Source organism: Dictyoglomus sp., assembly GCA_025060475.1.
In the GTDB taxonomy this organism is placed as follows: domain Bacteria; phylum Dictyoglomota; class Dictyoglomia; order Dictyoglomales; family Dictyoglomaceae; genus NZ13-RE01.
Map to the genome: position 1 here is coordinate 37,038 of JANXBZ010000010.1, position 19,738 is coordinate 56,775.

Genomic DNA, 19,738 nt, shown 5'->3' on the forward strand with positions numbered 1-19,738 from the left:
TTGAGGAGGCTTTTCTATGAAGGCTATTTATTTTGAAGAAAGTATACCAAGATATATTCTTAGTAAGATATTAGGAAATATAAATTCTTCCTTTTACTATAACATTTTTTCATGTATAAGATATGGAGATATTCCTGAACCAAAACTTCCAGGAAAAAAATGGGTAAAGATAAGAACATTAATGGGAGGAATATGTGGAAGCGACATAAATCTAATTCGCCTTCACGACAGTCCTTCTACTTCTTCCTATGCGTCTTTTCCTTTTGTCATAGGGCATGAGAATTTAGGAATAATTGTTGAAAAAGGAGAAGAAGTAGAAAATTTCAACATAGGAGATAGAGTAGTAGCTGATCCTGTTTTATCCTGCAACGCAAGAGATATTTATCCTCCTTGCGAATATTGCCAAAATTGGGAATTTAGCCAATGTAGAAACTTCACAAAGGGAAATATTGCTCCAGGTCTTATTATTGGTTCCTGTAGAGATACTGGAGGAAGTTGGGGAGAATATTTTGTTGCCCACGAATTTCAGCTTTTTAAAGTTCCAGAAAACGTCAAAAATGAAACAGCAGTACAGATTCAACCCTTTTGTGATGGGCTCCATGCTGTAATGAGAAATTATCCTAAAGATAGTGATACTGTTTTAATTATTGGTGCTGGAAGTATAGGGATAAATGTAGTTTCTTCTCTCAGAGCCTTAGGAAGTAAAGCAAGAATAATTGTTTTAGCAAGATATAAATTTCAAGGAGAGCTAGCAAAACATTATGGAGCTGATGAGGTTATATATACTAAAAATCTCGACACTTACTCCTTGTATAAAAAAGTAGCAGAATTAACCAATGGAGAAGTTTTAAAAACTCTTTTGGGAAAACCTAATTTTGTGGGGGGAGGAGATGTCGTTTTCGAATGTGTTGGAACTGATGACAGTGTGGATGATGCGCTAAGACTTACAAAAGCAGGAGGAAAATTAGTTCTTGTAGGATTAATTGGAGAAACTAAAAAAGTAGATTGGACTCCTCTTTGGTTCAAAGAGTTGAAAGTCTCGGGAACAAATAGTAGTAGTGGCGAAATTTATAAAGGAGAAAGAAAAAGAGGATACGAAATTGCTTTGGAGTTTATGAAAAATGGTTTAGATTTATCTCCTCTTCTTACCCATACTTTTTCTCTAAAAGACTACAAAAAAGCTATAGAAATGAATTTTCAAAAAAGCAAATATGGATTAATAAAATCTGCTTTTATATTTGATTAACTTCAAATTTAAACTTTAATTTCCCTTCTTCTATAAATTTCACAAAATAATAAAAGGGATTTTCTAAAATTTCTTCTTCGTAAAAACAATAGATATTAGTACCATGATTAGGAACAGAAAAAACTGCTAATTTATATTCTGAGTTCTGTTGCTTTTTTTCTACAGCATAAAAAATTGCATATCTACTCATAGCATGCATTAAATCAACTCCACATCCTACAGGAGGATATTTCTCTAAATCTTGTGGGATCTCTAAAATTAAAGAAGAATCAAAATATTCTAATCCTCTATGAAGATGAATTATACCAATAATTGGCGGGATTTTAGAAGAAATTTCTTTAAAAGGTAATGTAAACTCTTCTGCCTCTACCGATGGTCCCTTTAAATCTATATTTTCTATTTTAAAAACTTCTACCTTTCCATTAGAAGTAGGAAAGATGGGAACTAAATCAGAAAAATTAAGGTTTGATTTATCCACATTATATTTTCCCGAAGCAGTTACAATAAATAAATCCAAAAAAGGTTCATATGCCATAAAAGCTCCTTCTGCCTGTCTTGAGTATGATAATATAGCAGAAATAAATCTTCCTAATCTTTCATCTCGCACAAGAGAATTTATCCTTACAGGAGGAGAAAGAAGCTGTACTTCTCCTAAATACTTACCGAGGTTTATTACTGAGTTTACTACAGGAGAATTTACCCATCTTTCATGAGAAATTACTATATCTTCTCTTCTTATATATCCACCTACCTCCTTACATGAGCCAAAAATTCTTAATCTTTTTCCTAATTCTTTTATATCTTTTAATATGGGACAGCCTCCTTCCATTGTAGAAAGAATAAAACCAAAGACTTGAAGCTCATTTTTTGAGAATTTATAGGGAATAATAATATTTTTAAAAGCGCCAATTTTAGCCATGAGCATTCTAAAAAGAGATACTTTTCGATGATAAGGTAAGTTTAATATAAAATCATTTTCATCTCTAATAAATATAACATTTATAAAATTAGGATGAGGAGATGGGGATATTTTTAAAAGATCTCTTCCTACAGAAATTCCTAGGGGAGGATAAACTTCAGGAAGTTTTTCTCTTAAAGTTTGGTAGAATACTTCATCTTCATCATTTGAAGAAATTAAAATCTCTTTAGAAATTTCCCCTAATAATACAGGATTTAAAATAACTCCAAAGGGTATATCAAAACCATTTTTAAATTCTAAAGAGTTTTCCTTATAGATATAAACTTTACTTTCATATTCATGAAAATATTCAGAAAGAGTTAAATAAAATTCTTTAAAATAATTTTTTATATAGGATATTTCATTTTCATCTACCCCTTTAGATATGATGTTAATTTCAGGATAAATAACAAGACTTGGTCTTCTATCCCACCAATTGTTTCTATTCATCTTTTCTCCTCTCCCTATGTTTTTTCAATAATTGAAGGTTTAACTTCTAACTCTTTTTCAAGATTTTTTATAAAATTCCTTATTTTAAATCTTTCTTCCCTCTCTATCTTTCCATCAGAAGTTATAATTATTTGAGATCCTTCTGAGATTTCCCTAATCATAAAAGGAGATATAATTACAGATTTTACTCTTTCTTCTTCCTTTTTATACTCTATCTTAGAAATCTTCAGAGATACTACTCCTTCTAATACACTAACAATAGTCCTTCCATCTTCCTTAACCTCAACTACCCAAGAAGTACCTCTTACTCCTGCTACTACTAAAGATGCTTGAACTTCTATTCTCTCCCCTATATTTAAGACTCTTTCTACTGATACCCATAATTTTCCTATTAACAATTTAAAAATAGAACATTCCTTTTCTTTGTCTTTTAGCAACTTCACGATATCTACCTGAGAATTAGGAAAAACTCTTAAGACTGATTTGTCCGAAAAAGTTAAAACTGCAAAGGAATTTTCTTTGACCCAAAGTCTATCTCCTTCATAGAGAGTCATACTAAGTTTTGCTGGAATAAAAGTCTCACCTTTTTCTCTTTTTACAAGTACATTTCCTTTTAGAGAAGTTATAACAGCATAACCTCTTGCCTGAGAATAAATAGGAAATATAAAAAAGAGAAAAAATAATATAATAAATAAAATTAAACTTCTTCTCATTTTTACTCCCTAATTTTTTTTTAATATTATTTTACACTATCCTGACAATTTCTCAAAGTTAATGTATAATTCAGAATAATATGATGTCTCTTTTAGTATTAGCTATAGCGCCAGGAATAGCGTTAGCATGGTATGTTTATAATAAAGATAGGTTGGAGAGAGAACCTTTAAGACTCCTTATCTTATCTTTCACTCTTGGGGTATTAGTAGTTTTTCCAGCAGGATTAATTGAGTTAATAATTGAATTTTTGACAATATTTAACAAAAAGAATTTAATTTCTCTTGCCTTGTATTGTTTTTTTGGGATAGGGTTAATAGAAGAAGGGGCAAAGTTTTTAGTAATATATAAATATATATATCCCCGAGAAGAATTTAATACTCCCTTTGATGGAATAGTATACTCCAGTATGGTGGGCTTGGGTTTTGCTACTATCGAAAATATAGGATATGTAATAATGGGAGGAATAGAAACTGCAATCTTTAGAGCCCTTTTAGCTGTTCCTGCCCATTTTCTTTTTTCGCTAATAATGGGATACTCCTTAGGATTAGCAAAATTCACTTATAATTTTCCAACGCACATTTTAAATGCTCTGCTGTATCCCTCAATTATTCATGCACTCTATGATTTTCTTATCCTTTCACAGATATGGTGGCTTACCATTCTTATAATACCCTTAGTATATATTCTTCTCAGAAAATACTGGAAACAAAGCAAAAAGCTATTATAAGGAGGCGGGAGATGATAAAAAGCATCTGGTTTGATCTTGATGGAACCCTTCTTTACAATGATATAGAAACTTTTTCTAAAGAATATTTTAAACTTTTATCTCAAAAAATTTCCTATTTAGAAAGGGAAGAATCTTTTTTAGAAAAACTTCAAAGAGCAATTTATAAGATGATGCAAAATAGAGGACCTAAAACCAATGAACAAGTTTTTTGGGATTCTCTTCTTCCTTTAACAAATTTAAAAAAAGAGGTACTTTATGAATTTTTTAATAGTTTTTATAAAGAGGATTTTCCGAAATTAAAAATCTTTACAAAACCTCATCCTTATGCCAGAAAAGTAATAGAATTAGCCTTTAATTTAGGATTGAAGGTTGTTATTGCTACAAATGCTGTCTTTCCTTTAATCGCAATTAAAGAAAGACTCTCATGGGCTGGAATAGATGATTTTCCTTATTTTCTGATAACTTCTATGGAAATCATGCATTCTTGTAAGCCCTTTTTAGAATATTATAAAGAGATATTAGAAATTGTAGATGAAGAGCCTGAGAATTGTATAATGGTAGGAAATGATATTGAAGAAGATATGGTGGCAAGAAAAATCTTAGTAAATACTTATCTTGTTAATGGAAAATTTTCAAGATCTGATCTTATAAATAAAGAAGCTCCAGATTTTATAGGTCCCTTAGAGGAATTGTTAAATCTTCTACCCTTACTATCCAAAAGATAAATTATAGTTTATAATTAGATTAAACTTCTTTGTGGAGGTGATACGGTGGCAAATAAAATTTTAATTATTATCATTGGATTAGCATGTTTTGTTTTAGGAATTTGGGGAATAGTCTCGTGGTGGAGCTATTTTATTAAAGCACTTATGGCAGCAGTTCCAGCTTTTTTAATTTTATTAGGAGTTATTTTAATAATCTTTGGATACTCAGAGTTAAAAAGCTTATTAGAAGAAAGAAAGGAAAAAAAGGAAGAAACAACTTAGAATTTTGTGGGGGAGATTTCTCTCCCCCTTTTATTTATTCAAACAATATTTTCATACTCTCTTCATGATCTAAATCCATTACATAAGGAATTCCAGTAACCTTTGCAGCTTCCTCTGTTAAAGCTACTAAATCATCCCTTGAGATATATTCTAATTTAAACTTTCTTGCTCCAGCCATAAATTGTTTCAACCCCACAGCCAATCTATCAAAATATCCATAAACTCCTAAAGCAGAAGGAGGGATCTTTTTCCATTCTTCATTTCCATATATTTTCTTAATCTCTGCAACAGCTGTAAAAATCTCTTCTATATCGTTTCCATAGTTTTTATAATCAGCAGGAATTTTTCCTGTTTTTATCATTTCTCCAATAGTTTTCCCTACCATTGCAGCAGTAAGAGTTGCTCTTCCCATAGCCACCAATTTTACATATGGTGCTCCTAAAGCTAAACCTTTGAATATATGGTCTTCCATAGTAAACCCACCTGCTATCGCTATATTAGGTACATATTTACCTTTTTCTGCAAGAAGTTTTGCATATTTATAGGCTAAAGACTCTAGATAAACAGTAGGAATTCCCCATTCATTCATCATTCTCCATGGACTCATTCCTGTCCCGCCACCTGCTCCATCAATTATTAAAAGATCTATTTTACCTTCTGATGCAGCTCTTAATGCCAATGCTAAATCCTTTGGTCTATAAGCTCCTGTTTTAAGAGAAATATATTTTGCTCCAGCTTTTCTCAGCTCTTCAACTCTTTTTAAAAACCCCTCAATGGATGCCATTCCAAGACGGGAATGTCTCTCAAACTCTTTAATTCCACCTTTTTTAGCTATATCTTGAATTACAGGATCATCAGGATCAGGATGAACAATATATCCTCTATCTTTTAATTGCTTTGCTCTTTCCAAAGAAGGAACCTTAATTTCTCCTCCAATATCCTTTGCTCCTTGTCCCCATTTGATCTCAACAAATTGAATTCCTAATTTTTCAATTACATATTCCAAGGTACCCAATCTACTATCTTCCACATTTTCTTGAACAATTATTCCTCCATATCCATCTCTCTGCCATTCTTTAAATAATCTTACTCTTCTTTCCATTTCAGGGGATTTTACAATTTTTCCATTTTTAAATTCCGCTTGAGGATCTACACCACATACATTTTCACCAATACCTACCATAGTTCCAAAAATAGCAGATCCCACAGCAACTCCTTCCCAGTTATCTCTTGCAATAAAGGTCGAACCTAACCCTGTTGTAAACCAGGGAGCTCTCAGTTTTATATCTCCAATTTTTGTTTCAATATCTACTGCTGGAAAAGTTGCTTTATCTGGATCAGGCTCTACTCCCAGAGCTCCAACACAAGTTCCATTAATGTTTAAGTGAGAGAAATCCACAGGATAATCCTTTTGAGAGCCCGAAGTTACCTTTCCAAAAGGTTGAGGATAAATAAACTCCCTTCCTCTTATTGCAGATTTTGCAATTTCACAATAACCAATACATCCATCTAGACAAGTGACACACATTCCACTAAAAGGAGAGTAATCTTTTAGACGAAGTCTTGTGTTGGTAGCTTCCGAGAAATTAGGTTTTGAAAAGGACATTCACAACCACCTCCATGAGAAATATTTAGACTCAATTTTAGATAAAACTAAATTTAAAGTCAATAGGTAATTGATTGCCGTAGATATATCATAGATATTTTAAAAATAATTTGACAAAGAGAGAATAGACTAAATAAAATATCTTCATGAGGAAAATAAAAATTGGCTTAGTATTGGGAAGTGGTGGAGCAAAAGGACTTTCTCATATAGGTGTTCTTAAGATATTAGAAAGGGAAAATATAAAAATTGACTGTATTTCAGGAAGTAGTATTGGGGCCATAATTGGAGGCTTTTATGCAAAAGGTTATTCTTCAAAAGATTTAGAAGATATAGCTTTAAGTATATCTAAAAAAGATATTTATGAATTCATAGATTTTTCTCCATCCCTTCAGGGAATTATTAAAGGAGATAAAATTTTAAATTTTTTAAGAAATTTCTTAGGAGATATTGAATTCTCTCAATTAAAAGTTCCATTCTTAGCTGTAGCTGTCGATTTAATAACAGGAGAAAAAATAGTATTTACTAAAGGAAAAGTAATTTCTGCAATAAGAGGAAGTATTTCTATCCCTGTTATATTTCAGCCTTATCCTTTTGATAATAAACTCTTAATAGATGGCGGAGTATTATCCCCCCTACCCGTAGAAGAATTAAAAGAATTTCAAAAACCTGATATAATAATAGGAATAAACCTACAAAGTCCTCCTAACTGGAGTCCAAAAGGGAGAAATATTTTCCAAGAGATTCCTATGGAACCAAAAGGTTTTTCAGAAAAAGTGATCTACAAAATAACTCAAACAGAAATATTTAAAGAAATACAAAAAAGAGTAAATCCATTATTTAATCCCTCTTTACTAGAGGTATTAATGCAAACAATTAACATAATGAATTGGGAAATAGCATTGAGAAATATTAAATTAGCAGATATAGTAATAAATCCTAGAGTAGAAAACTATAGAACCTTTGATTTTGACAAAGGAAAAGAATTAATAAAAATTGGAGAATCTTCAGCAGAAAAAGAACTTCCCAAAATAAAGGAACTTATAAAGAAAAAATCAAAAAGATTTCTATGGTTTTAATAAAATTTTACAATTTCTTCTAAAGACAACCTTGGTCTTGGTTCTGGCTCTTCCGCTGGATATCCCAAGGTCATAAGCTCAACAATTACCGCTTCTTTCGGAAGTCCTAAAACTTCCTTTGCTTTTTCTTGATCAAAGGATCCTATCCAGCAGGTTCCAAGCCCTTCTTCCACTGCTTGAAGATGGATATGGGTTAATGCAATACTGACATCCACAATATGAGCAGGAATACCACATCTCATTATCCTACTTGTATCTAAAACATAGCCTGCAATTATAACTGGAGCGGAAAGCATAAAAGGTTGATGGGGTGCACAAGCATTTACTAATTTTTCTATCATTTCCTTACTTGTTACAACTGCAAACCTGCAGGGTTGTCTATTAGCAGCAGAAGGAGCCAATCTTGCAGCTTCAAGAATTTTTAACAATTTTTCTTTTTCCACTTCCTTTGGAAGATACTTTCTTATAGCCCTTCTTTTTTGAATAGCAGTAAAAACATCCATCTTATCTTCCCTCCTTCTCTAAAAGCTTCCATCTATCTCCCATCATTCTTAATCTTCTTATCCTTTCTTCCACTGGAGGATGGGTTGATAAAAGATTTTCTCCCCAAGATTTATCCAAGGGATTTACTATATACAAAGGTGCAGTCATTGAATTTGCTCTTTTTACTGGTAAAGGATCCTTTGCTATCTTCTCAAGAGCAGATGCCAATCCTTCTGGATATCGAGTAAGCATTGCAGAACCAGCATCTGCCATATATTCTCTTTGACGAGAAAGAGCAAATCTTAAAAGGGTTGCTAAAATTGGCGATAAAATTGCAATTAATAAGGCTATCAAACCGATAATATCCCCACTTTTTCTATCCTTTTTATCTCTTTTTCCACCCCAATATAAGGATCTTTTTAGAGCATCTCCTAAAATTACTATCATTCCTACCATAACAGCAGAGATAGTCTGAAGCCTTACGTCATAATGTTTAATATGAGAAATCTCATGGGCAATTACCCCTTCCAATTCTAATCTGTCTAATTTTTCTAAAAGTCCTGTGGTTACTGCAATGGCACTATTTTGAGGATCTCTTCCTGTAGCAAAAGCATTGGGAGAAGGATCATCAATTACATAAATTTTGGGTACAGGAATCCCTCCTGCAATACTTAGCCCCTCTACAACATTTATTAAGTAAGGGTATTCTTCCTTTGTAGGCTCACGAGCACCACTAATATTAAGAATTATCTTGTCACTATTATAATAAGCATAAAAATTAGTAAAAAAAACTGCTAAAAAGGCAATAGGCACAGAAATCCAACCAAATTCAAACCAATAACCTATAGCATACACTACAATAAATAAAAGTAATGAAATTGAAAAAACAATTAGCCATGTTTTTTTCTTATTAGAATCAATTGCATCATAGAAGGTTAAAGGTTTGAGAGATTTTTTCATCCTGTAAAGCTTACTCTTACAGGTTCTCTTTCTACTGCTTCCTTCACTTCAAAGTATTCCTTAGGTTTAAAATTAAACATATTAGCAACTATATTATTGGGAAATACTTCTAAAGCTTGATTATAGATCATTACTGAATCGTTATAGAATTGTCTTGCATAAGCAATTTTTGATTCTGTTCCTGAAAGCTCTTCCTGAAGCATAAGAAAGTTTTGATTTGCTTTTAATTCCGGATAATTCTCTGCAATAGCAAAAAGGGTTTTTAAAGCTCCTGTAAGACCCTCATTAGCCTCTGCAGCTTCTCCTGGAGTTTTTGCTCCTAACATTTGAGCTCTATATTGAGCAATCTTATCAAAAAGCTCCTTCTCATGACTTGCATAGCCTTTAACAGTCTCCACCAAATTGGGAATTAGATCATACCTTCTTTTTAATTGCACATCTATTTGTGCCCAAGCGTTTTCTACCCTATTTCTTAAAACTATAAGACGATTATAAATAGATATAAAAAGGATTAAAAGAAAACCTATTATACCTAATATTATCCATCCCATTTTTTTCCTCCTAAAAGTTTTAGATTGATTATATCATAAAACTTCCCAACTTTTCAGATATCGTTCCTGCTCTTCGGTCAGTGAATCCCAAGATATTCCCATACTTCTTAGCTTTCTTTCTGCTACTTCTCTCTCAATCTCTTTAGGCACATCCAAAACAGATTTTTGAAGATTTCTACCCTCCTTACTAAGCCAAAGCATAACTAAATATTGAACTGAGAAAGATAAATCCATAATTTCCACAGGATGCCCATCCCCTCCTGCAAGATTTAGAAGTCTTCCTTCTGCAATTACATATATTTTTCTTCCATTGGGAAGAAGGTATTCTGTTATATTTTCTCTAACTTCTCTTTTATCCTTTGCAATCTTTTCCAATCCCCTCATATCTATTTCTACGTTGAAATGTCCTGCATTTCCTAAAATTGCCCCATCTTTCATAGAAAGAAAATGTTCCTCTCTTATTACCTTACAATTTCCTGTAGCAGTAATAAAAACATCTCCTAATTTGACTGCAGAATCCATAGGCATAACTTCAAAACCTTCCATGATTGCTTCTAAAGCCTTTATAGGATCCACCTCTGTAATAATAACCCTTGCTTTCATCCCTTGAAGTTTTTGAGCCAAGCCCCTTCCTACCCAACCAAAGCCTGAGATTACAAAAACCTTTCCTGCCACTAAAAGATTTGTATTCCTCATAAAGGATGCTAATGCTGATTCTCCTGTTCCATATCTATTATCAAATAAAAATTTCACTTTTGCGTTATTTACTGCGATAACAGGAAAGGGAAGACCTTTATCTTCTAACAATGCTTTAGCTCTTATAACTCCTGTAGTAGTTTCCTCTCCAACTCCTAATAATTTTTCTTTTAATTGAGAAAATTCTTTTAAAAGAGTCGTGGTAAGATCAAAACCGTCATCTATTAAAAGATCAGGATTAAATCTTAAAACCTCTCTAAGATTTTCTTTGTATTCCTCTTCTGTTTCTCCTCTCCACGCAAATACTTCTACACCTTTTTTTACCAAACTTGCTACTACATCATCCTGAGTAGATAAAGGGTTACTTCCACAGCAAACTACCTCTGCTCCGCTGTTTTTAAGGGCTAATGCTAAACAAGCAGTTTTTGCTTCTAAATGAATACACATTCCAATAGTTTTACCCAAAAAAGGTTTTGTATCTTTGTATTCTTTTTCTAAAGAATTTAAAACAGGCATATGAAGTTTTGCCCAATAAATCTTTCTTTCACCACTTTCCCATAAATTAGGATTCTTTATTTTACTCATCTTTTTAACCTCAAATTTAAAGAAATATTTATAATTTTTTTATAATCTCATCTAATTTTTCCCTAAGCTCTAAAAGCTCTCTTTTTAAAGCTTCTCTTTTCGAAACCTCGAAAATTAGTAAATCTATATTAATTTCTCCTGACTTTAATTTCTCAAAAGTTTCATTAACTAATTTACCAGCTTTAGACGCTCCTTTAATATGTTCTCTTATTGTAGCTTCTGTTCTACCAAGTTCCTCCGCTATTTCAGAAATAGTCATTCCAGCCTTTGATCTTGCAAGAGCACCTGCTGCTACAGCAAGACTATCTACCCATGTTAATCTCTCAGTAGAATTCCTTACTTCTTCCATTACCTCTTCTCTAAAAAGAGTTGCAACTAAAAGAGAAATTTCAAGTTTATGAATTTCTTCTCTACTTATAGGATTAAAACTAAGTTGCATTTCTTATCCCCCTTCCTTTAAGTCATTAATATGGACTACTATTCCCTTGTTAGTAATATCAAATGGATGTCTCTTCATAGAATGAGAAGTTCCTCTCATCTTCCAAACCACAAGACTTCTCTTTAAAATTCCATCCATCTCATCTAAATCAAGCCTTATTATTCCGTCAACACCATGCTCCACACCAGGTCCTCCAAATCCTTTCTCTGTAACTGATACTTGACTTACAAATAAAGAAGTACATCCAAGCCCAGCTAATACCTTTTTAAGTTGAAAAATAACACTTCTTGCTACAAAAGGTTTTGAAATATAAAGGGATGTAACTGAGTCAATAACAACTCTCTTTATTTGATTTTCTTTAATAGCTCTTCTTAGAATATCTGCCAACTCTCTGTCATCGGTTATATCTTTTACAATGTATCCCTCATGTTCTACACTACTTCCTATCCCTCCTGTAAAAGCATCTATAATTACAAAATTTCCATTCTTTTCATAAGAAGAAATATCCCATCCAAATTGTTCCATATTTTTCCTAATCTGAACTGGGTGTTCCTCGAGAGCGACATAAGCTCCATTTTCTCCTATAAGAAGACCATTCCATAAAAACTGCTGACAAAATATTGTTTTTCCTGTTCCTGGACCTCCAGAAAGAAGAACTATATTTCTCTCAGGAATTCCACCATGAAGAATTTCATCCATTCCGGGAATACCAGTTTTAACCTTTTTCATAATTTTATCCCCCCTCTTTTAAATTAACTACTCATCAAATCCTGAAGTTCTTGGTATAAAGTTCTTAAGACTTCTTGATGATCTCTTTCTCCATTTTCTACTATTTCCATAAGATGTTCTAATTCTCTTGTAGTTTCTTCTACTATGTAATCTTTATATTTTTGTTTTAGGAAATTATAGACCTTTTTTCCAAGGGGAGTTGCTCTTAACCTTTTATAAGAATCCTCAATAATATAACCTCTCTTAAATAGAATTTCAATAATTCTTGCATATGTTGAAGGTCTTCCAATTTCTTTTTTTCTCATTTCTTCTATAATAGTAGCTTGAGTAAATAAAGGAACCGTATGTTTTTTATAAATTTTTTTGTCAGTTATTTTGTATATTGCATCTTTAAAGGGAGAATATAGAGATAAAGGACTAAAAGAAAGCCACCCTTCCTCTTTAACAGAAATAGGTATATCTACTTCTATTTCTCTATTGTTAATCTTCATAACTACTTTTTGTTTTGTTACAATAGGATTCCTCATTTGGCTTACCATAAATCTATTAAATATGAGAGAATAAATCTTTAAATGTTTGTTAGTAATTTCTTGGGCTATTCTCTCACTAACAAAATCACTAAGTTCCTTAGAATCTATAGGTTTTACTGGCCTTATAGCTTCATGAGCCCCCTCCTCCCCCCATCCCCTACCAACGAAAAGTTCTTTTTTACCTAATTTGTCAAGATAAGTTTTTGCTACATTCTGTCCTGTTAATGAGATCCTTGTAGAATCTGTTCGATGATAAGTTATAAGTCCATGTTCAAAGAGAAATTGTAAAATTTCCATAGTTTCCTGAACCCCAATACCAAATCTACGAGAAGCTTCAGACAATATGGATGAAGTATTAAAAGGAGGAAGAGAAGTTAATTCTTCATCACTATAACCTAAAATCTTTATATATACAGAATTATCTTCTATTTCTCCTTCTACCTCTAAATTATAACCATTTTCAAATTTCAGATTAGTAAAAATCTTTTCACTTTTTAGATACTCTTTCTCTCTTTCAACAATCCATCCTAAAACAGTACTTTGAACTCTTCCTGCAGAAAGATTTATGGATCTAAAATTCTTCTGCAATTTCAAACTTAATTCAAACCCAACCCACCTATCTTCAATCCTTCTTACAATTTGAGATTTTACAAGATTCTCTGAAATATATCTTTTGTTTTTCTTAGCATACTCAAAACCATGTCTTGTTATTTCGTGCATCTCTATTCTCCTTACATTATTGTTTACAGGAAGAACATATTGAAATACATCCCATGAGATCTTTTCTCCTTCTACATCAGGATCTGTAGCAATTAAAACCTCATCAACTTCCAAAGCAATCTCTCGGAGTTTTTTTAATATCTCCTTCTTATCATCTATTTCCTTTGACTCACATTTTGGACAATTTTCATAATTCTCAGTGAATTGATGTCCACATTTTTCACATCTTTTTATAGAGTTATATACAGGAATAAAATTACCGTTATTAATTTCTACTCCATGAACTCCATTTCTAGTTTCCAAATCATACACATGTCCCTTAGTAGCAGTTATAAGCAATATTCCCTCAGAAGTAATTGATTCATGAACTAAAAGTTTTCCATATCTTCTAGTAGATGCCTTTTCTAAGAATTTTGAGATAGTATCCGCTTTAGTAGGAGATTCTACAATCATTAAAGTAGATTTTGAATCCCTTACTAGATATCCCTGATCTTCTCTTCTGCTATTTTCTACTTCTACTATAAGAGAATTCCAATTTACTTCATCTTCTTTTAACCAGTCTTCCTCTGTAAGAAACATAAGTCGAGATCTCAAGGATTCAAAAATAATGTCATCTTCCTCAAAAAGAATAGAAACTCCCTTTGTTAAATTCGATCCTAAAATTCTTGAAGTCCTACCTGAAGCCTGAATATAAGTATAAACATCAGGAAAAATTATATTATTATTATGAATCCTAACATTGGAAAAGGACTGCTGGATAATTTCTATCCATTTTTCATCGTTAATGTGATTTTTTGCGATTTCTCTTAATTTTTCTACTTCAATTTTCGAAATATTACTGAGAAAATATTTCATTTTCTGGTTATTTTCAAAATATTCCTTTAATACTCTTTCTAAAATAAAGCGAGGAGCCTTCGAAATCTCTAAAGGATACTGAAAAGAAGGAACACCCCAAAAAATAGCGTATTTAATTCTTAGTGGAAGATCTATACCTCTTACAAGCTTTCCATAGTATGAATATATACCACATAAAATCCTAAGATCTCCCCTTTTAAATCTTTCAAAACTTTCTTCAAAATTTTCCCATGTCTTTCCTATTTCAATACCCTTCTCCTCTAAAAATTTTGTTATTTCAATTCCGTCCTCTTCTTTTTCCACAAAAAGTATTATTCCCTCTTTTAATGTACTTATTATATTGAAGAGCTTCTCTTTACTTTTCTCCCTTATCCTTATGTTTGTAATATTTCTTACACTAAAAACAAATCTCCCAATATCAAAACCTAGAAGCTCTCTAAAAAGAAGAGGTTTTAATCCACGAGGTCTCGCAGTAGCAGAAGATACTATTAAAATTCCATGATTCCTTGTATGATTTTCAATTTCTCTTATTTTCCCTCTTTTTAAATTGTTAAGGGTATTATTTATTACCTCTTGAGGAATTCCAATCATTTCTAATAAAATATCTATATTTTTAGAGGATTTTAGAACTGCATCCACATCGTCCACAAACACTAAAGAAAAAAACTTTTTTGAAAGCTCTTCTCTCCTTCTTGAAAGAAATTGAGAAGACATGATTAATATATCAAAATTATCCTCGTCAAAATCCTTTTCAAATTTATCTCTTTCTTCTTTTTTCATCGATGATTGAAAAGAAAGAATCCTAACATTTTCTAATGGTTCTTTTAAAGCCAATTCCCTTAATCTCTCTTTTGCCTGATTCACGAGAGAAACAGTAGGAAAAACAAGAGCAACCTTCTTACCTTCTTTTGCAAGCCATAAAGAAGCTATAAGCCCAAAAGTTGTTTTTCCTACTCCTGTAGGAGCAATCATAGTAAAACTCTTAGAAAGGAGAAATCTTCTAGCCCAAAATCTCTGATAACCTATTAAGGGTTTGCCAAGTTTTTCTTTAAAAAATTTCTCGAAATTTTCAAGTTTAGAATAAAAAGAAGAATAATATAAAAAATCTTTTAAAGAATTATTTTCTTCTAAACTTTTGTAAATGTCTTCAGAATTTTCATCAGGAAGACAAATATTACAGGGAAGTCCCCTTTCATTTCTATAATCAGTATTTATTCCTCCACAGTTAATACATGAATGATGATACTTTGCTCCTACAGCCAAGATTCCTTTCCTCCTCTAAATAAAAATGGGGGGATTTTCTCCCCCCAAATTTTATTATTTTTCTTCTCTTATCTTTATCTTTATTCCTTCTACTTTTTCTGGTTTCGCCTTTGGAAGAGTAAGAGTTAAAACTCCATTCTTATATACAGCCTCGGCCTTATCTGGTATTATGGGTTTTGGTAGATCTATTCTTCTATATATTCTTCCATATCTTCTTTCTCTTCTATATACATTCTCTCCTTTGATTTCTTCCTCCTCTTTTGTTTCTCCTTGAAGTATTACTTGGTCTTCGGTTACACTAATATCCACATCTTCTGGCTTAAATCCAGGAAGCTCTGCTTTAAGCACTAAATTTTCTGGAGTTTCGTAAAGATCAATAGCAGGAGTAAAAGCTGTAGGTCTTTCTTCAAAACGTTCTAAGGAAGTAAATTCAGAGAATAATCTATCGATTTCTCTTTCTAATCTTCTGAGTTCTGCAAAGGGATCCCAATATCTTCTTAACATTTTACCCACCTCCTTAACGTTTTTTCTATATATATATTTTTTCTATATATATTATACCATAACATGTCAAGGGGTCAATACTTTTTATATAATTAAAATTTGTCTGAAAAAGATAGCTAGAGGAGTAAAATCATGGAAAGATTAAGAAAATACATTAAAAATAACTTACAGTTTTTTATTATCGCTACTCTATCTGCAATTCTATCTCTTTCTTTAGATATGTTTAATCCAAGAATTATTAGAGAAATAATTGATAAGGTAATTCTTGGAAATAAATTAGATTTACTCCCAAAACTTTTATCCTATTTAGTTTTTATAACTGTATCTAGGATAATTTTAGGTTATTCTAAAGAATACTTCATGGATCTAGGTGGCTCAAAACTTGCCTATGAATTAAGAAAAGATCTTTTTGATCATCTCCAAAGTTTACCTTTTTCCTTTTTTGATAAAACAAACACAGGAGAACTTATGTCGAGAATCAAGGAAGATATTGAAAACATATGGTTTACCTTTGGTTTTGGACTAGTATTTTTCATAGAACAGGTCTTCTACTTTATAATAGCAACTATTATCCTTATATCAATTAATTGGAAATTAACTTTAATTATTCTTTCTCTCATGCCTATTGTAGGATATATTGCTTATAATCTTGAAAAAGAAAACGACAATGTATACGGTGAAATTTCAGATCAAGGGGTAAAATTAAACACCACTGCTCAGGAAGATATAGCAGGAATCAGAGTTGTTAAATCCTTTGGAAGAGAAAAATATGAAATGGATAAATTTTTTGAAGAGAATAGAAAAAATTATGAATTAAATATAAAGCAAGCCAAAATATTTGCAAAATATTTTCCGTGGATGGACTTTTTTACAAACATTTCCACTGCTCTTGCGATAACCTTAGGGGGACTACTAGTAATTGGAGATCGGATGTCCATAGGCACTTTAGTCGCCTTTTCAGGATATGTCTCTATGATTGTTTGGCCTGTAAGGCTTGGAGGATGGCTAGTAAATATGCTTGCTCAATGTAGTGCATCTTTAAAGAAAATAGAAAAACTGTTTAGAGAAAAACCTGAAAAAATCTATATGGAAAGTCCTATTGAGATCAAAGAAATTAAGGGAGAAATAACTTTCAAAAATGTGTCCTTTAAGTACAAAAATAACTATGTTTTGAGAAATATAAGCTTTCATATAAATCCAGGAGAAACTTTGGGAATCATGGGGCTTACAGGAGCAGGAAAAACAACCCTTGTTAATTTACTAGGAAGATTTTACGAACCTTGGGAGGGAGAAATACTAATAGATGGAGTAGATATTAAAAAAATAAATTTAAGAATTTTAAGAGAAAACTTATCTTATGTTCCTCAAGACGTTTTTCTTTTTTCGGATACTATAAAAGAAAATCTTAAATTAGGAAGGAATGTAAAAGAAGAAAAAATAGTGCAGGTTTTAAAGGACACAAGAGCATATAATTTTGTAAGAAATCTACCCGAATATTTAGACACCATAGTAGGAGAAAGAGGATTAGGACTTTCGGGTGGACAAAAACAGAGATTAACAATTGCAAGAGCCTTAATAAAACCAGCTAAAATACTCATATTAGATGATGCTACTTCTTCCTTAGATATGGAAACAGAACTTTATGTACAAAAAGCTTTAGAAAAATACGAAGGAATAACAAAAATAATCATTACTCATAGAGTTTCTGCAGTTAAAAATGCAAAGGAAATAATAATTCTTGAAAAAGGAGAAATAGTTGAAAGAGGAACTCATGAGGAGTTATTAAGAAAAAAAGGAAGATATTATGAAATATATCAAGAGCAATATGGGAAATATATATTTATGGAGGAGGAATTAATTTAAATGCCATATAGTTTAAAAGAAGACGAAAAATTAGAAGAAAAAGTAAGTCTTGAGATATTAAAAAGACTATTTAAATATCTAAAACCCTTTAAAAAAGAAATATTTATAGCTTTTTTCTTAATATTCTTAGTAATGATAGTAGATCTTGCAAATCCGTATTTCATGAAACTTGCTATAGATGAATATATCAAAAACAAAGACTCAAAAAGATTAATATTAGTGGGAGTAATAATTTTAATACTAAACTTAATCTCTGCTTTCTCCTCAAAAAAGAGAACAGAAAGAATAGCAAAAATAACCCACGCTGTACTTTTAAATATAAGACAAGATTTATATAATCATATTCAAAAACTTTCCTTCAGTTTTTTTGACGAAAGACCTGTTGGAAAAATCTTAGCAAGAGTTATAGGAGATGTAAATTCTCTTACCAATTTCTTTAATATGAGTATAACAAACTTAATTCCTGATACTGCAGTCATTATTGCTACTTCTTTTATTATGTTCTATCTTAATCCAAAACTAGCTTTAATAGGCTTAAGTACACTACCCTTTTTAATAATAACTCTTTTTTATATCCAAGTTGTAAGTAGAAAAAGATGGCAGGTAGTAAGGAAGAAAAACTCAACTCTTAATGCCTTTACTCATGAAAATTTTTCAGGAATAAAGGTAGTTAAATACTTTACTGCTGAGAAATACAGAAAAAATTTATTTTCCGAATTAGCATGGGATGTCAGATCTGCTTTTGTAAAGGCTGTAAGAATAAATGATATGTTTTGGCCCATGGTAGAGTTTTCTTGGGGTATTGGTACTGTTATTACCTTTTATTTTGGCATAAAAATGATAAATACAGGGGATATTACTGTGGGACTTCTTATTGCTTTTACTAACTATATATCCATGTTTTGGAGACCTATCATGAACCTAAGTAATTTCTATAACAGTTTAATCATTGGTATGGCAAGCGCAGAAAGAATATTTGAAATTATGGATATTAGTCCTAATATTTTTGAAGATAAAAATGCCATAGATTTAAATATAAAAGGAGAGGTTGAATTTAGAAACGTATCCTTTTCTTATGATGGAAGAAAAAAAGTTCTAGACAACATAAGTTTTAAAGTAAAACCAGGAGAGAAAATTGCCTTAGTAGGACACACAGGAGCTGGGAAAACTACTATTGTAAATTTAATATGTAGATTTTATGATCCTCAAGAAGGAGAAATTTTAATTGATGGGGTTAATATAAAAAAGATAAAACTAAAAAGTTTAAGAGAACAGATTGCAGTAATGTTTCAAGACACTTTTCTATTTTCAGGAAGTGTTTTAGATAATATTAGATATGGAAATCTTTCTGCCGATTTTAACCAAGTAATGGAAACAGCTAAAAAAGTATATGCTCATGATTTTATCATTTCTTTAGAAAAAGGGTATGAAACCAATGTACAAGAAAGAGGAACAAGACTCTCCATAGGCCAAAGACAACTTATTTCTCTAGCAAGAACTTTAATTGCAAATCCAAAGATTTTAATTCTCGATGAAGCAACTGCAAGTATAGATACCCACACAGAAAGACTTCTTCAGAAAGGGATAGAAAGATTATTAGAGGGAAGAACAGCTTTTATTATCGCCCATAGACTTTCCACAATACAAAATGTAGACAGAATATTTGTTGTAGAAGATGGAAAAATTGTGGAAATAGGAACCCACGAAGAACTCATGAAAAAGAAGGGAATTTATTATGAAATGTTTACATCCCAATTCAAATATTGGGAAGAAAAGGAGAAAGAAATCGTCTCTTGA

18 protein-coding genes are annotated in these 19,738 nt (G+C 31.6%); 7 read left to right on the forward strand and 11 right to left on the reverse strand.

All coding sequences use genetic code 11. The features are described from left to right. Positions 1-16: 16 nt before the first annotated feature. Positions 17-1,246 (forward strand): alcohol dehydrogenase catalytic domain-containing protein, encoded by a 1,230-nt coding sequence (locus NZ841_06655; protein ID MCS7202437.1) that lies wholly within the window; start codon positions 17-19, stop codon positions 1,244-1,246. On the opposite strand, the gene NZ841_06660 is transcribed toward NZ841_06655, so the two are convergent. Together NZ841_06660 and NZ841_06665 are read right to left on the reverse strand one after the other, a co-directional pair. After that, entirely contained in the window at positions 1,233-2,654 is a 1,422-nt protein-coding gene (locus NZ841_06660) for a hypothetical protein (protein MCS7202438.1), read from the reverse strand. The two genes, NZ841_06655 and NZ841_06660, sit on opposite strands and share 14 nt — an antisense overlap. A gap of 14 nt (positions 2,655-2,668) precedes the next feature. After that, positions 2,669-3,367: a FecR family protein gene (locus NZ841_06665; protein ID MCS7202439.1), complete on the reverse strand. Its 699-nt coding sequence runs from the start codon at positions 3,365-3,367 to the stop codon at positions 2,669-2,671. 83 nt (positions 3,368-3,450) lie between these two features. Between NZ841_06665 and NZ841_06670 the strand changes: the two genes are divergently transcribed. Genes NZ841_06670 through NZ841_06680 form a run of 3 tightly spaced genes read left to right on the forward strand, consistent with a single transcriptional unit; the run spans position 3,451 to position 5,081 of the window. After that, a complete protein-coding gene (locus NZ841_06670; protein ID MCS7202440.1) occupies positions 3,451-4,095 on the forward strand; it encodes a PrsW family glutamic-type intramembrane protease in 645 nt (214 codons plus the stop codon). 11 nt (positions 4,096-4,106) lie between these two features. Then, positions 4,107-4,820, forward strand: a complete 714-nt coding sequence (locus NZ841_06675) for an HAD hydrolase-like protein (GenBank protein MCS7202441.1) — start codon at positions 4,107-4,109, stop codon at positions 4,818-4,820. Positions 4,821-4,865: 45 nt separating this feature from the next. Continuing rightward, a complete protein-coding gene (locus NZ841_06680; GenBank protein ID MCS7202442.1) occupies positions 4,866-5,081 on the forward strand; it encodes a hypothetical protein in 216 nt (71 codons plus the stop codon). Positions 5,082-5,115: 34 nt separating this feature from the next. Here NZ841_06680 and NZ841_06685 read toward each other — a convergent pair whose 3' ends face one another. Continuing rightward, positions 5,116-6,687 carry an FMN-binding glutamate synthase family protein gene (locus NZ841_06685; GenBank protein MCS7202443.1) on the reverse strand — a complete coding sequence of 524 codons (1,572 nt, stop codon included), beginning with the start codon at positions 6,685-6,687 and terminating at the stop codon, positions 5,116-5,118. A 146-nt stretch (positions 6,688-6,833) separates the two neighbouring features. Between NZ841_06685 and NZ841_06690 the strand changes: the two genes are divergently transcribed. Further along, positions 6,834-7,763 (forward strand): patatin-like phospholipase family protein, encoded by a 930-nt coding sequence (locus tag NZ841_06690; GenBank protein MCS7202444.1) that lies wholly within the window; start codon positions 6,834-6,836, stop codon positions 7,761-7,763. Here the strand turns inward: NZ841_06690 and NZ841_06695 are convergent. From NZ841_06695 to NZ841_06730, 8 genes are read right to left on the reverse strand one after another with little or no spacing between them, the layout of a single operon-like run. Beyond that, complete coding sequence (locus NZ841_06695) at positions 7,760-8,266, reverse strand: nitroreductase family protein (protein ID MCS7202445.1); 507 nt, start codon at positions 8,264-8,266, stop codon at positions 7,760-7,762. The two genes, NZ841_06690 and NZ841_06695, sit on opposite strands and share 4 nt — an antisense overlap. A gap of 1 nt (position 8,267) precedes the next feature. Next, positions 8,268-9,206 carry a zinc metalloprotease HtpX gene (gene htpX / locus NZ841_06700; GenBank protein ID MCS7202446.1) on the reverse strand — a complete coding sequence of 313 codons (939 nt, stop codon included), beginning with the start codon at positions 9,204-9,206 and terminating at the stop codon, positions 8,268-8,270. Next, positions 9,203-9,757, reverse strand: coding sequence for a LemA family protein (locus tag NZ841_06705; protein ID MCS7202447.1), 555 nt, complete (start codon positions 9,755-9,757; stop codon positions 9,203-9,205). Before NZ841_06705 ends, htpX begins: the two co-directional genes overlap by 4 nt. A gap of 33 nt (positions 9,758-9,790) precedes the next feature. Continuing rightward, positions 9,791-11,038 carry an adenosylhomocysteinase gene (locus NZ841_06710; protein MCS7202448.1) on the reverse strand — a complete coding sequence of 416 codons (1,248 nt, stop codon included), beginning with the start codon at positions 11,036-11,038 and terminating at the stop codon, positions 9,791-9,793. A 28-nt stretch (positions 11,039-11,066) separates the two neighbouring features. Next, entirely contained in the window at positions 11,067-11,477 is a 411-nt protein-coding gene (locus tag NZ841_06715; GenBank protein ID MCS7202449.1) for an HTH domain-containing protein, read from the reverse strand. A 3-nt stretch (positions 11,478-11,480) separates the two neighbouring features. Then, positions 11,481-12,206, reverse strand: coding sequence for a KaiC domain-containing protein (locus NZ841_06720; protein ID MCS7202450.1), 726 nt, complete (start codon positions 12,204-12,206; stop codon positions 11,481-11,483). Positions 12,207-12,229: 23 nt separating this feature from the next. Further along, positions 12,230-15,574: a reverse gyrase gene (gene rgy, locus NZ841_06725; protein MCS7202451.1), complete on the reverse strand. Its 3,345-nt coding sequence runs from the start codon at positions 15,572-15,574 to the stop codon at positions 12,230-12,232. A 54-nt stretch (positions 15,575-15,628) separates the two neighbouring features. Next, entirely contained in the window at positions 15,629-16,078 is a 450-nt protein-coding gene (locus NZ841_06730; GenBank protein MCS7202452.1) for an Hsp20/alpha crystallin family protein, read from the reverse strand. A 132-nt stretch (positions 16,079-16,210) separates the two neighbouring features. Here NZ841_06730 and NZ841_06735 point away from each other — a divergent pair, with 132 nt between their 5' ends. Together NZ841_06735 and NZ841_06740 are read left to right on the forward strand one after the other, a co-directional pair. Beyond that, complete coding sequence (locus tag NZ841_06735; GenBank protein MCS7202453.1) at positions 16,211-17,941, forward strand: ABC transporter ATP-binding protein/permease; 1,731 nt, start codon at positions 16,211-16,213, stop codon at positions 17,939-17,941. After that, complete coding sequence (locus tag NZ841_06740; protein MCS7202454.1) at positions 17,942-19,738, forward strand: ABC transporter ATP-binding protein/permease; 1,797 nt, start codon at positions 17,942-17,944, stop codon at positions 19,736-19,738.